This is a genomic window from Pseudomonas sp. PF05, assembly GCF_056521845.1.
Genome location: NZ_JBWLPW010000001.1, coordinates 1,047,287 through 1,061,745, shown reverse-complemented (window position 1 = coordinate 1,061,745; position 14,459 = coordinate 1,047,287). Strand labels below are relative to the sequence as shown.

Here is a 14,459-nt window from a genome sequence, read left to right as displayed (position 1 = left end):
AGATCTCAGCTTCTGCTTAGCAGCGGGTCTCTTGAGCGCTTATTGCCTCCATGTAGGGAAATCGGAGAAGGAAATTCATAAATTTTTAACGCGACCTTAACGATACGGCACGTTTCGTATCATACATAATGATTGGACGGAAATAAACCTATTGTTCACAGGTTAACCGGCAGGTTCTGCCTCTTGAACCCGCCGATTTACGGGGCATAGGACCGCCAGTATCACTTTGCGAGCACCAATAGATAGTTTCTAAATATTTCATGCACCTGTCACGGCTTTCCGCCAGCGGGTGAAAGAACGGAATCTGGAGGAAGTACACATGAATAAAGTAGGAATTGTGAGTTACGGCGCGGGCATCCCGGTCTGCCGGCTCAAGGTGGACGACGTGATCCAGGTGTGGAAAAACACCGATCTGAGCTTGGTAAAGGGTCAATTGGGCGTTCTTGAAAGGGCTGTGCTGCAACCTGACGAAGACGTCATCACCTTGGGCGTGCTCGCCGCCCAACGCGCGCTGGACAAAGCGCCGCCTTGTCCCCTTGAAGCGCTTTATCTTGGCACCTGCACCAATCCTTATGACTCCCGGGCCTCGGCCGCGATCATCCTGGAAATGCTCGGCTGCGGCTACGACGCCTTTTGCGCAGACGTGCAGTTTGCCGGCAAATCAGGCACCAGCGCCCTGCAGATTGCATACGCCCTGGTGGCATCGGGCATGGTGGGCAACGCTTTGGCGGTGGGCGCCGATACGATCAACCGCAACACCGCCCCCGGTGATTTGACAGAATCCTATGCCGGAGCGGGGGCCGCTGCCCTGCTGTTGGGTACAGAAAATGTGATCGCGCATTTTGACGCAAGTTTTTCTTGCGCAGCAGATGTCGCTGACAACATCAGGCCTCAGGGGGATCGCTATATCCGGTCAGGAATGGGACTGGGCTCGGACAAGAACAGCATCGGCCTTGAAGACCAGACTCGTCGTGCCGCCTCGGGATTGATGGCCAAGATCCATGCGCAGGCCGGTGATTTCGATTATGTCGTCTTCCAGCAAAACCTGGTGTCGACCCCCTACTCTCTTGGCAAGCACCTGGGATTCACAACGGCGCAAATCGAACCTGGCATCTATGCCCAGAGTGTCGGTGATGCTGGGGCAGCGAGCCCTTTGCTGGGCTTGGTCAACGTCCTCGATCAAGCGCGTCCCGGTGAAAGAATCCTGGTGGTTTCCTATGGGTTTGGTGCGGGCAGCGATGCCATTGCCTTGACCGTCACCGACGCCATCGAAGCCTATCAAAAGACCAACGTTCCGCTGCGCACGCTGCTGGAGGATAAGTACTACGTGGATTACGGGACGTCGATCAAGTACGAGTTCAAATACTTGCGGCCTGACTATGCCCTGACGGCCTATCTCTGATTCCAATCCATCTAGCAAGGAGCACCTTCTTATGTGCGCACGACGCGTCGCTATCGTTTCGGCTGCCTATACCCCTAAACCGGGCAGTTCCAGGGTTCGTCAGACTTTCAAGGAGATGATCGTCGAGTCCGCCTACCAAGCACTCAACGCCATCAAGATGCATCCGCGCGAACTCCAGGCAGTTGCCTATGGTTACCACGGTGAAGGCATTTCCGAATACGGAGGCCTGGGCCCGACCATTTCCGATGCCTTGGGTATCAGCCCTGCCCCCACGTTCATGAGTACGGCCAACTGCACCAGCAGTTCGGTGTCTTTCCAGATGGCTCATCAAATGGTCGCCTCCGGTGAATACGACATCGTCCTGTGCGGCGGCTTTGAAAAAATGACCGACCACATCAACTATGCCGAATACATTGGCTCCAGCACTGAATGTGAATACGATTATTTTCTAGGCATCTCACACACAGACGCCTTCGCCCTGGCGACCGCCGAATATTTTGAAAAGTTCGGTTATGCAGGACGCGAAGCGGATGTATTGGCGACTTTTGGGCGGCAGATGCGTATCTATGCCCATAACACCCCCACGGCTACCCGTTATGGCGTGCCGATTCCGTCCCTCGAAACACTCAAGAGCAGCGAAGCATGCGGCTCGATGTTGGCCTGGGGTGAAGCCAGCGGCTGCGCCATCCTGGTCGCCGAACACCTTGTGCACCGTTACACGACCCAACCGGTATTTATCCGTGGCTGTGCCTACACCGGCGTATCGCACTATTTCGGCACGCGCTACCACAACCCGACGTTGCAATTTCCGGGGCTGCCAAAAGATGTAGGCATGGCGGTTTCCGCCAACTCGATGGCCTGCGCCGAAATCGCCTACAAAAAAGCCGGTATCACCGCAAAGGATATCGACGTGGCGCAAGTCTATGACTTGCTGGGCGCCGGGTTGATTCAAATGGAGTCCATGGGCGTATGTGGTCCAGGCCAGGCAGGCGACTTTGTATTGGAAGGCGGTATCGCCCTTGATGGGCAACTTCCCCTGAACACTGACGGCGGCAATATCGGACGCGGCCACGCCTCCGGTTGCGATGGGATTTTGCACATTACTGAATTGTTCCGACAGCTTCGCGGCGAGTCCAACAACCAAGTCAAAGGCGCCCGTATCGGTGTCTCGCAAAACCTGGGCGGTTACGCCGCGCACAACAGTGTCATTGTGCTTTCCAACGATTAAGGAGCCGACCATGTCCCTTTACCCTGAACAGATTCACCGCATGACCACCGCCAGCATGTTGCGCGAATGGCGCGAGCATGGCGGCAAATACCGTCTCGAAGGCAGTCGCTGCCAGGATTGCGAAGAAATTTTCTTCCCACGGCGCACCGTCTGCGGCGCGTGCAATTCGTTGAATGTAGAACCGTATCGCTGCGCACGCACCGGCACCATCCAAGTCAGCGCCCATGCCGAGAATCCGATACTGGCAGCCATGGGCTATGGCGAAACCGTGCCCCGCTTCATGGCGATGGTGCGTCTGGATGATGGCCTGGTGATTGCCTCGGAAATCGTTGATGTCATCGATCCCCGGCAAGTCGTCAGCGGTGCGCCCGTGCGCATGGTTATTCGCAAACATGTCCGGGAAAGCAACTTGGCCTGGCAATATGCCTATAAGTTTGTATTGGTGAAATAACAAACAGGCGTGCGCTACACCCCGCTCTTTCGATAACAACAGTCAAGTTTTTTGGCTCTCCAGCCCGCTGCTTTGATTCTGCCTTTCAGAGTCCTGCTTTGCAGTCATTGCCTTAAATGTGCTTCTAACTTTATTGGCTTCTAGCCGAGGACTTGTCATGTCTACTCTTTGCAAACCCAGTCTGTTGTTTCCGCAATACAAGATCACCCAGCAACAAATGATCGAGCATCTAGAGCAGTTGCATGATGATCACCCACGAATGGCACTTGCCAAACGAATGATTCAAAACACACAGGTGAACGAACGGCACCTGGTCCTGCCTATCGATGAACTGGCGGTGCATACCGGCTTCACCCACCGCAGCATCGTTTATGAGCGCGAAGCCCGCCGCATGTCATCCATCGCGGCGCGCCAAGCCATTGAGAACGCCGGGCTGACTATCGACGACATTCGCATGGTCGCCGTGACATCGTGCACGGGTTTCATGATGCCTTCGCTGACGGCCCACTTGATCAATGACCTGGGCCTGCGAACGTCGACCGTACAACTGCCCATCGCGCAATTGGGCTGTGTAGCAGGCGCTGCGGCGATCAATCGTGCCAATGATTTTGCCAGCCGGGCGCCGGACAACCATGTTCTTATCGTCTCCCTGGAGTTTTCGTCGCTCTGCTATCAACCCCAGGACACCAAGTTGCACGCGTTCATATCGGCGGCGTTATTCGGCGATGCCGTATCGGCCTGCGTCATGCGCGCCGATGACCAGGCGCCTGGTTTCAAGATCGCCAAGACCGGGTCTTACTTCCTGCCAGACAGCGAGCACTACATTAAATACGACGTTAAAGACAGTGGCTTTCACTTTACCCTGGACAAGGCTGTGATGAACTCCATTAAAGATGTCGCACCGATGATGGAGGAATTGAACTACGAGACCTTCAATCAACATTGCGCTCAAAATGACTTTTTCATCTTCCATACCGGCGGACGGAAAATTCTTGATGAACTGGTCCTGCAACTGGACCTGGAAGCGGGCCGGGTCGCGCAGTCTCGCGACAGTTTGAGTGAAGCCGGGAACATCGCCAGCGTGGTGGTCTTCGATGTGCTCAAGCGCCAGTTTGACAGCGGGCTTGTCGATGGCGCGACGGGCATGCTGGCGGCCTTCGGCCCCGGTTTCACCGCTGAAATGGCCGCGGGCACTTGGGTCGCCTGACAAACCCGATAAAACACCGGCACCCAGCCAGGGGCACACCCGCCCCTGGCTGCCGGAGTATGGATCGCAGGCGTTCACCTCGTTCGAGAGGGCTTCGAAAGCGCTAGGGAAAGAAGGGGAAGGAACATGGAGATGAAGTATCTGGTCGCTCGACCTTGGGGCGGCTATGAAAGACGCATGATCACGCTTCTATCGCTGAGCTTCGGGCTGGTAGGACTGGACAGGTTCATTATCATGCCACTGTTCCCGGTGATCATGCATGACTTGGCCCTGGACTATCAGGACTTGAGCATGTTGTCGGCCATCCTGGCATTTGCATGGGGAGGCTCAGCTTTGTTCATGGGCGCCGCCATCAAGGTACTGGGCCCCAAGAAGTTGCTGGTGCTGTCGATCACCTTGCTATCCCTGCTGGCCGGTGCGTCGGCATTGATCACCAGCCTGGTGGGCCTGGTGCTCTTGCGTGCCTTGATGGGCGTCTGTGAAGGTGCCTTCACTCCCGTCAGTATCATTGTCACCGATGAAGTCTCGCAGCCTTGCCGGCGCGGACTCAATCTAGGTATTCAACAGGCCTTGTTCCCCATCATCGGCCTGTGCCTCGGACCGCTGCTGGCAGGTGTCCTGCTTGAAGTGTTCGGATCCTGGCGCGCCGTATTCGCCATCATTTCGTTACCCGGCCTGTTAGTGGCCTGGTACCTGTATAGAACCTATCAACCGACCCAGATGCCCGGCACGGCGTCGATTGCACATACCTCCAAAAGCCAGTGGAGGACGGCCCTGTCCAGCGGGAATGTGCGGCTCAATATTGCCTTGATGCTTTGCATACTGACGTGCCAGTTCGTTCTGTGTGCCCTGCTCCCCAGCTACCTGACAGACATTCTGCACCTGAGCAACTTCTCCATGGCCATGATCATTTCTGCCATTGGCCTGGGCGGTTTTTTTGGCCAGTTGGTCATTCCCGGCCTGTCCGACCAACTGGGTCGCAAGCCCGTGGTTTCCACCTGCTTCATGATCAGCGCGCTGTTGGTGGGTTTATTGATCATCAGCCCACCGCTGCCCTGGCTACTGTTCCTTCAATTATTTTTCTTGTCCTTTATCAACTTCAGCCTGATCTGCATAACGGTCGGCCCACTGACCAGCGAGTCAGTGCCGCCCAGTTTATTGGCCACCGCGACGGGCCTGGTGGTGGGCTGTGGAGAGATTCTCGGAGGGGGCGTCGCGCCTGTCTTCGCCGGCTACATCGCCATGACGTGGGGACTCACCGCAATACTGTTCCTGGCACTGGCCGGAAGTGTCACGGGGGGCTTGCTGTCCTTATGGCTCAAAGAGGCAAACCCGGCTTTCAGCCGACTCAAGGACTACGCCCCCCTGTCCGCACGCTTGACCCTGGAGGATAAGTGATGACCCATTATGTAATGTTGCTGGACTCTCCAGTGCCACGAGGAGGCCTTGGCGTATTTGACTTCAAGTCCGGCCAAAGCCGTGAAGTGCGTCCACCCCAGGGAAATCTTTATGAAGCCCTGGCCCATTGCGCTGATCGGAATATGGACTGGGAGTCCTATCTCAAGGACCTGCCGTCCACGCCCTACCCGCTTACGCCCACGGCGATGAAATACCGGCCGCCGCTCAAGCCCGATAGCAATCTATTGGTCCAGATCAGCGAAATCACGCTCTGTACCGCCAAGACAGAACAAGCCTGGTATTACAAAGGTAACGGCCGGTTGCTCAAGACCGACGGCGACCCTTTGCAGGTGCCTTATCATTCACAAAGCATCAGTAGCGAGCCGTGCATTGTCTGCCTCTATTGGGTCGACCCGTTTGGCGCGCTGCGCTTCATTGGTTTTACCCTGGGCAACGATATTCACGATCATGTATTGCACAGCCGTGATGCCATTTCTGCAACGCATGCGCACTTGCGCACCTGTGCGATTGCCCCGGCATTGATCGTGGGGGAATTGCAGGCTGACTTGGCCATCAATGTCCAGATAGAGCGCGACGGCCAGCCGTTGACGGCAAGTCACCATCGGATGAGTTTGCATCGCTGGCAGAGTTTGCGCCGATATTCGCAAGAGTTCCTGGAGAAACATGAGCAGTTTCTCGAGCCTGGGCTGGTTCACTACGTGTTTCACAGCTTGAGCCATCGCACCGCGAACGTGCCGCTCCAGCACGGTGACTGGCTCAGCATTGACTGCCCCGAGCTGGAATTGGCCATGAGCAATCAAATCGTCGAAGAGGAATTGGTTTCGCTGGTCCCCCTACCCGCACGACGCGCGCCTGAGCATGGTTGTATCGACCGGCCCTTGCCCGTGCCGAAAAAGTTCTGATCCCCAAACGTATGGAACAAATCCGGGCCATTTCGTTAAAGGCCCGGACTATGTTGACTGAAGCATTGCAATTGCCACTTGCGCCGTGGCATTGCCGATTTCCTGCATGCCCCCGCCGATCTCTTGAGCCATGCGGTTGAGGTTGGGAACCCGACTCACATCGCGCACCACCGAATCTTGGTCGCGCAGGGCTGCGCCTGCATTAGCTGCCGAGTGCAACGAGGCTGCGATCTTGTCCAGGACTGTTGAGTCGCAAGCGAAACGATCAAGATCAAAAGATCGCAGGCTTCGCCAGCGCCTACAGTGCCGAGCGGGAGCAATCCCTGGCCAAAGGTCCATCTTTTTTACTGGACGGCTCTACCTACCAGAGGGCGATGTCGTAGGTGAAGTAGATCCGGTTGCTGTCACGGCCACGGGAAAAGTCCGAGCGATAGACGTAGTTGCGCAGCTTCACCCCCAGCCCCTTGAACGTGCCCTGCTGCACCACGTAGGCGATCTCTGCGTCACGCTCCCACTCTTTGACGGCGGTATTGGACTTGCCGTCGTTGCCGCTCAGGTAGCGGGTGGAAAATGTCAGGCCAGGTACGCCTAGGCGAGCGAAGTCGTAGCCGTAACCGAGCATCCAGGTTTTCTCGTCTTCCTCGATGAACTTGCCGATCCCGACGTTGCTGAAGGTGTACACCGTGGCACCGCTGACATAAGGCAGGCCCGCCTCGCCGCTGAGGGTTTGGTAGCCGGCGCTCAACGTGTGGCCGACAACCGCGTAGGACAGCGACCCGCTGAGCATGTCGTTGTCGATCTTGCCGCCGTAGGCCGACCCCGAATCGACGCTGTTGAAGTAGCGCAGGTCGCTGGTCAATACCCCAGCGCCCAAGGGCAAATCATGTTGGATGCCAGCAAAATTCTGTCGATAGAAATTCTCCAGCTCGCCGTAGAAGTAGCTCAGGCGGATGTGCTTGCCCAGCTTGTAGTCGGCGCCGGCATAGCTGAAGTCACCGGACTTATCGCCGCCGTAGCCATCGGGCACGATGGGCATGCTGTCGCTCGAATCCCGCAGCTTGAAACGCTCCAGATGGCCGCCGGTGACGGTGAGGTTGTCGACATCATTGCTGCTGATCTGGGTGCCTTGGTATGTCTGGGGCGACAGCCGCGAATCGTTGTAGACCAGCACCGGGCTCTTGGGCAGCAAGGTACCGTATTTGATCGTGGTCTTGGCCACTCTGGCCTTGGCGGTCAACCCTGCGCTGGCAAACTCGTCGGCGGCGCGACCGTCGTCATGCACCGGTAGCAGGCCGGTGCCGCTGCGACCACGCCCGGAGTCGAGCTTGACCCCGAGCAGGCCCAGGGCATCAACCCCGAACCCAACGGTGCCCGGCGTAAAACCTGACTGGTAATCCAGCAGCAAGCCCTGGGCCCATTCGGTGCGCTCACTCTTGGCGGTCCTCGCAGCCCGTGGGCTCATACCGTGCTCGTCGCGGAAATTTTCGTTGAAATAGACGTTGCGCAACTGCAGCTTGAGCTTGCTGTCGTCGATGAAACCTTCGGCGCTGGCCGAGGCCAGGGGCAGCAAGCCCAGGATTGGAAACAAAGCCCTGCGGATAAGCAAAGTGGTCATGTCTAATCTCATTGTTGTTATTTAACGTGCAGGCCAGCGCACGCCCGCTTGCGGGGGCGTGTCAGGCAGGAAACCAAGGCGTGTCGGGTGAATCAGGAAAACAGCGTCAGCGCCCCGGTCAGCAGGGCCAGTGCGGTAATCACCACGGACGTGAGCACCGCCCATTTGACGGTGGCTTTCTGGAAGTCGCCAAGGTCGCGGTCGACCATGCCCACCAGCAACAAGGTCGAGGCCACCAGCGGGCTCATCAGGTGCACCGGCTGGCCAAGAATGGACGCCCGGGCAATTTCGATCGGATCAATACCGTAGGCGGCAGCGGCATTGGCCAGGATCGGCACGACACCGAAGTAGTAGGCATCGTTGGACAATACGAAGGTCAGCGGCATGCTGGTAATCGCCACCACCAGCGGGAACAGATGCCCCCAGGACGGCGGAATCCAGTCCACCAGGGTCTGTGCCAACGCATCGACCATTTTTGTCCCGGAGAAAATCCCGGCGAAGATGCCCGCGGCAAACACCAGCAGGACCACGGCCATGGCGTTGCCCGAGTGGGCGAGAATGCGTTCCTTCTGAATGTCCAGCTGCGGATAGTTGATCATCAGCGCCAGGACGAAACCGATCAGGAACAGGATCGCCGAGTGCATGAGCCCCATCACCAGCGCGACCATCACCGCGACCACCAGCAGCAGGTTGACGTAGGCCAGTTTCGGACGTTTGTGTGGGGTGTCTTCCATGATCGCGTTGATGTAGCAATTACCACCACCGCTTTGCAGCTGGACGTTGCCGATGCGCTTGCGCTCGGCACGGCCCAACAGGAACGCCGTGAACACCACCCACATCGCACCACCAATCATGGTTGGCAGCAACGGCACGAAATACTCACCGGCATCCAGGCCCAGCGCTGCGATCGCACGGGTCGCCGGACCACCCCAAGGGGTCATGCCGCTCATGATGCTCAAGGAGAGCATGGAAACAGTCGCCAGGATCATCGGGTTCATGCCGATGCGTTTATACAGCGGCAACATCGCGGCACAAGTGATCATGTAAGTCGTCGTGCCGTCACCGTCCAGCGCCACCAACAACGACAGCAGCGCAGTGCCCACGGCGATCTTCATCGGGTCTCCATTGACCCGCTTGAGGATCTTGCGGATCAGCGGGTCGAACAGACCGGCGTCGATCATCAGGCCGAAAAACAGGATCGCGAACAACAGCAATGCCGCCGACGGCGCGACCATTTTCAGGCCGTCCAACATCATCTTGCCGGTGGTCCCGCCAAAACCGCCGAGCACGGCAAAGACGATGGGCACCACCGTCAGGGCGACGATCGGTGACAACCTTTTGGTCATTATCAGGAAGGTGAAGACCACCACCATGGCCAAGCCAAGTAAAGCGAGCATAAGTCAGATCTCTTGTTGTTATGAGTAGCTTGGCTGACATCCAGGCACACGTCCTCCAACCCGCCAGGCTACACGCAACAATATGCCTGGCGCAGGTAGTGAGTGAGCTGATGCGCTGCTGTCGAGTCAGCTGTGAGCGGCTAGATGTGGTTGCCGACCTTCGTGCCGTCCCAGGCGGGGTCCGTTGCCTGGGTCTGCGTCAGGGCGGGCTTGCCATCCAGGGTCTGTAGCAGGACTTCGCGGTCGCAGGCATTCTCCGACAGGGAGATCACCACGGTCGCGACGGCGTTGCTCGCCAGGCTGGTCAACGCCCGCGCTTCGGACATGAACCGGTCGATCCCGATCAACAGGGCCAGACCCGCCAGGGGAATGTCGTGGATGACCGTCAGGGTCGAGGCCAAGGCGACAAACCCGCTGCCGGTCACACCCGCGGCCCCCTTTGACGACAGCAGCATGATCGCCAGCATGGTAATGACCTGGGTCAGCGTCAGGTCGATGTTGCAGGCCTGGGCAATGAAGATCGCCGCCAGCGACAGATAGATCGCCGTGCCGTCGAGGTTGAACGAGTAACCTGTGGGCAGCACCAGCCCCACTACCCCTTTCTTGCACCCCAGGGCCTGGAGTTTCTCCAGCATCCGCGGCATCACCGGTTCGGTCGAGGACGTTCCCAGCACCACCAGGAATTCTTCACGCAGATACCGCAACAGCTTCCACAGGCTGAAACCATGTGCGCGGCAAATGCTGCCCAGCACTACGAAGACGAAGAAGGCGCAGGCGATATACAAAGTCATGATCAGCTTGGCCAGTGAGCCCAACGACGTGATGCCGTACTGCCCCACCGTGAAGGCCAAGGCCCCGAAAGCGCCGATCGGAGCGAAACGCATCAGGTAGGAGAAAATCTTGAAGACCATGTGCGAAGCTGATTCCAAGACCTCCAGCACCGGCTTGCCGCGCTCGCCCAAGGACGACAGGGCAAAACCGCAGAGCACCGCGATAAACAGCACCGGCAACACCTCGCCTTTATTGAAGGCGCCGATGAAGGTGTCGGGAATGATGTGCATGAAGAAGTCCACCACGCTCAGTTTCGCGGCGGAGTCGGTGTACTGCGACAATCCTTGGGTGCTCAACTGGGTCGGGTCGATGTTCATGCCGGCACCGGGCTTGAACAGGTAGACCGACACCAGGCCGATGACCAGGCTGATCATCGTCAGCGCCAGGAACAGCAACATGGTCTTGCTCAACAAGCGCCCCAGCGAGCGCTTGTCGCTCATGCCGGCGATGCCGGTGACAATGGTGCAGAACACCACCGGCGCGATCATCATCTTGATCAACTTGATGAAGGCATCACCCAGTGGCTTCAAGGCAATCGCCTGTTGCGACCAGAAGTGCCCAACGATAACGCCCAGCAGTACGGCGCAGATGATCTGGAAGTAGAGCGATTTAACAACTTTCATGGCATCACCCATTTTTAGAATTGTTCTGATGCAAACGACCCTGACTATCCGGCCAGCCGGTGGGGCGCCGTGGCGTAGACGAAACCTGAGAAAAGCCGGCGCGCGGTACGCACCACCGAGGCGCGAATGGTCTCACCCTTCTCGCCGGTGTAAGACAACACGACATCGATGCCGCCGCTGGGGTGCTCGATACGAACCTGCTGCAAGCGCGGCTCGCCGATGGTGCCGAACAACTGCGCAACGACGCTGCCCTCGGTCACGCACGCGGTGGCCAAGCCGATGGAGCCGGTGATCGCCAGGGCACGGTGACAGTTGTGCGGCATGAAATAACGCACCTGGACCGTCCCGCCAGACTTGGCTGGAGATACCAGTACCGGCTTGGGAATGACCTTGTCACTGACATCACCCAAGCCCATGGCCAGGCCGGCTTTCAGCCGCAGGGACTCCAGGCGCTGCAGGAAGGCCTTATCGGCGTCCAGTTCAGCGGGGCTTTCATCGCCACGCTTGCCAAGCTGACTGGCCTGGATGATCACCATCGGCATCGCCATGTCGATACAGGTCACCGGGATGCCATCGATCAAGTCCTGGACTTGTCCGGTCGGGAAGAGCTTCCCCGTCTTGCTGCCCGCTGCATCGAGAAAGGTCAGTTGCACCGGAGCGGCTGTGCCGGGCACGCCGTCGATGGCGGTGTCGCCTTCATAGCTGACCTTGCCTTCCGGCGTTTGCACGTCGGAATTCACGAAGGTCCCGGTATTGAGGTTGCGAATACGCACCCGGGTCAGGTCACCGGACGGCTTGACCAATCCCTGCTCGATGGCGAATGGGCCGACGGCGCAAAGCATGTTGCCGCAGTTGGGGGCGGTATCGACCCGACGCTGGGAAACCATGACCTGGACGAACAAATAATCGACATCAGCGTCAGGGTGCAGCGATGGACTGACGATCGCCACTTTGCTGGTTTGCGGACTGCCGCCACCGATGCCGTCGATTTCCAGCTCATGGCCGGAGCCCATCAGGTTGAGCAGCAGCTCATCACGTTCGGCGATGGCGACCGGCAGATCCCAGGCGAGAAATACCGGGCCTTTGGACGTACCACCGCGCATTAGCACACAAGGAATTCGCTGCATGTTCACTAACTCTTGTTGATCAATCTGGATAATTGATGCTCTGGACACAAGAGTGGCAGGGTTTGAAAAGTGTTTCCAATGCAAAGATCAGAGCGATTATTGCGTTTCACAAATGAATTACTTTACGATGATTGCCATCGCGCACTGCCTTTCTTCCAGTGAGATAGCACATGGAATATGAGCTTCAAGACATACGATCTTTCGTGAAAATCGCCGAACTGGGCAGTTTCCACGAAGCCGCCGATGCGCTGCACCTGTCGCAACCGGCGTTGAGCCGGCGGATGAAAAAACTTGAGGAAGGCCTGGGAACCGCATTGCTCGATCGCACGACCCGCAAGGTCAGCCTGACAAGCGTCGGGCGTGATTTCCTGCCCAAGGCGCGGCGCCTGCTGGATGATTTCGATGACTCGATTCTCAACATCCGCGAGCTGGCGGAGCGCCAGATCGGCCGGGTGACCTTGGCGTGCATCCCCACGGCGGCCTTCTATTTCCTGCCTTCGGTGATTCGCCTCTATAACGAGCGCTACCCGAAAATCCGCATCCGTCTGCTCGACCTCAGTGCCAACGAAGGGCTCGAAGCTGTATTGCGCGGCGAAGCCGACTTCGGCATCAACATGATGAGCGGCCAGCACCCGGACATCGAGTTCGTGCCCCTGGTCAACGAACCCTTTGTGCTGGCCTGCCGGCGCGATCATGAACTGGCTGAACGCAGCGCGGTTACCTGGTCGGAACTCAGTGATTATCGGCTGATCGGCGTTGGTCGCCTGAGCGGCAACCGCATGCTGCTGGACCACGCACTGTCGGGCCTGAGCTGGCGCCCGCAATGGTTTTACGAAGTGCAGCACTTGTCGACGTCGTTGGGGCTGGTCGAGGCTGGCCTTGGCGTGTCGGCGATGCCCAGCCTGGCAATGCCGGCCGGGGATCATCCAACGTTGGTCAGCGTGCCGCTGATCGAGCCGGTGGTAAACCGCTCGCTGGGCCTGGTCTACCGCCGGGGCGCCTCGCTCTCCCCTGCTGCGGAGAAGTTCGTCTCGATCCTGCTTGAGCAGTGGCCGCAATGAAGCGAAAGCCTCCACACCGCCAACGCGGCGAGGCTGATCAGCGCGCCTAGCAGGCAGACCGCCATCCACCCCCACAGCGCATAAACCTGGGTCGCGGTCGCCGCGCCCAGCGCGCTGCCCGCCGAGTAGAAACACATGTACGCGCCGACCATGCGACTTTGCGCGTCGGGCCGTGCAGCGAAGATCAAGCTCTGGTTGGTGACATGCACGGCTTGCACCGCAAAGTCGAGCAACACCACGCCGCACACCAGTGCGATCAGCGAGGTCTCGGTAAATGCGATGGGCAGCCAGGAGAGCGTCAGGAGCCCCAGCGACCAGCCCGTAACGCGTTGTCCAAAGCCTTGATCGGCCCAACGACCGGCCCTTCTGGCTGCCAGGGCCCCAGCGACGCCGGCCAGGCCAAACAGGCCGATGGCCGTGTGTGAAAGCGACAGCGGCGCGGCGCTCAATGGCAGCACCATGGCGGTCCATAACACCGAAAACGCGGCAAAGATCAGCAAGGCCAGCAGCCCCCGGGTCCATAGCACCGGCTCGGTCATGAACAGCTTGAACAGCGACCGGATAAGTGCCAGGTAAGGCTGCCGGTCAGGGGACGACACAGCGGCAGGCACCACTGCCCAGAACACTGCCGCGATGCCCAGCATCAATCCCGCGGAAACGAAATAAACCCCGCGCCAGCCCGCCAGATCGGCGATCACTCCAGAGGTAAACCGCGCCAGGAGAATACCCAGGACAACGCCGCTGGTGACGGTTCCCACGGCCCGCCCCCGTTGGGAAGGCGTGGACAGCACGGCGGCATAGGCCACCAGCACTTGGACAACCACCGCCAGCAACCCCATCACGATCATCGCACCCAGCAACACCAACCAATGCTGGGCTGCGCCGACGGCCGCCAGCGCAATCGCAGACAGCACCAATTGGGCGAAAACCAGTCGTTTACGATTGACCCTGTCGCCCAGCGGGACGATGAACAGCAACCCCAGCGCGTACCCCACCTGGGTGGCCGTCACCACCACCCCGATCAATCCTGACGCGACGCCCAGGCTCTCGGCCATCGAGGCGAGCAAGGGCTGGGCGAAGTAGACATTGGCGACGGCCAGCGCGCAGGTCACAGAAAACAATAATGTGAGCGCCGGCGAAAGCCCTGGGTAATGCTGTTCATTCAAGGAACACGTTGCCCCCCTGTAGGAGCTGCC

Annotated in this window: 12 protein-coding genes; 7 read left to right on the top strand and 5 right to left on the bottom strand. The window is 58.6% G+C overall.

The features are described from left to right. The first annotated feature begins 319 nt into the window (after positions 1–319). The 6 genes from AC09SL_RS04765 to AC09SL_RS04740 all read left to right on the top strand — a co-directional run bounded on the left by AC09SL_RS04765 (position 320) and on the right by AC09SL_RS04740 (position 6,609). Positions 320–1,402, top strand: coding sequence for a hydroxymethylglutaryl-CoA synthase (locus AC09SL_RS04765; RefSeq protein WP_058542730.1), 1,083 nt, complete (start codon positions 320–322; stop codon positions 1,400–1,402). A gap of 31 nt (positions 1,403–1,433) precedes the next feature. Then, positions 1,434–2,630, top strand: coding sequence for a thiolase family protein (locus AC09SL_RS04760; RefSeq protein WP_058542731.1), 1,197 nt, complete (start codon positions 1,434–1,436; stop codon positions 2,628–2,630). A 10-nt stretch (positions 2,631–2,640) separates the two neighbouring features. Further along, positions 2,641–3,081, top strand: coding sequence for a Zn-ribbon domain-containing OB-fold protein (locus AC09SL_RS04755; RefSeq protein ID WP_014337947.1), 441 nt, complete (start codon positions 2,641–2,643; stop codon positions 3,079–3,081). Positions 3,082–3,238: 157 nt separating this feature from the next. Continuing rightward, a complete protein-coding gene (locus AC09SL_RS04750; protein ID WP_058542732.1) occupies positions 3,239–4,288 on the top strand; it encodes a type III polyketide synthase in 1,050 nt (349 codons plus the stop codon). A gap of 132 nt (positions 4,289–4,420) precedes the next feature. Then, entirely contained in the window at positions 4,421–5,686 is a 1,266-nt protein-coding gene (locus AC09SL_RS04745; protein WP_058542733.1) for an MFS transporter, read from the top strand. After that, positions 5,686–6,609, top strand: coding sequence for a hypothetical protein (locus AC09SL_RS04740; RefSeq protein WP_058542734.1), 924 nt, complete (start codon positions 5,686–5,688; stop codon positions 6,607–6,609). Before AC09SL_RS04745 ends, AC09SL_RS04740 begins: the two co-directional genes overlap by 1 nt. A 361-nt stretch (positions 6,610–6,970) precedes the next feature. On the opposite strand, the gene AC09SL_RS04735 is transcribed toward AC09SL_RS04740, so the two are convergent. From AC09SL_RS04735 to AC09SL_RS04720, 4 genes are all read right to left on the bottom strand, one after another. Further along, positions 6,971–8,224 (bottom strand): OprD family porin, encoded by a 1,254-nt coding sequence (locus AC09SL_RS04735; protein WP_058542735.1) that lies wholly within the window; start codon positions 8,222–8,224, stop codon positions 6,971–6,973. Between the two features lie 92 nt (positions 8,225–8,316). Next, on the bottom strand, positions 8,317–9,621 hold the full coding sequence (locus AC09SL_RS04730) for a CitMHS family transporter (RefSeq protein WP_058542736.1): 1,305 nt from the start codon (positions 9,619–9,621) through the stop codon (positions 8,317–8,319). A gap of 140 nt (positions 9,622–9,761) precedes the next feature. Continuing rightward, on the bottom strand, positions 9,762–11,087 hold the full coding sequence (locus tag AC09SL_RS04725) for a dicarboxylate/amino acid:cation symporter (RefSeq protein WP_064106797.1): 1,326 nt from the start codon (positions 11,085–11,087) through the stop codon (positions 9,762–9,764). Positions 11,088–11,119: 32 nt separating this feature from the next. Continuing rightward, positions 11,120–12,202: a 4-oxalomesaconate tautomerase gene (locus AC09SL_RS04720; protein ID WP_058544924.1), complete on the bottom strand. Its 1,083-nt coding sequence runs from the start codon at positions 12,200–12,202 to the stop codon at positions 11,120–11,122. Between the two features lie 170 nt (positions 12,203–12,372). On the opposite strand from AC09SL_RS04720, the gene AC09SL_RS04715 reads away from it, so the two are divergent. Further along, on the top strand, positions 12,373–13,263 hold the full coding sequence (locus AC09SL_RS04715) for a LysR family transcriptional regulator (protein WP_003200706.1): 891 nt from the start codon (positions 12,373–12,375) through the stop codon (positions 13,261–13,263). Here the strand turns inward: AC09SL_RS04715 and AC09SL_RS04710 are convergent. Beyond that, a complete protein-coding gene (locus tag AC09SL_RS04710; RefSeq protein ID WP_058544923.1) occupies positions 13,188–14,429 on the bottom strand; it encodes an MFS transporter in 1,242 nt (413 codons plus the stop codon). The two genes, AC09SL_RS04715 and AC09SL_RS04710, sit on opposite strands and share 76 nt — an antisense overlap. Positions 14,430–14,459 lie beyond the last annotated feature (30 nt).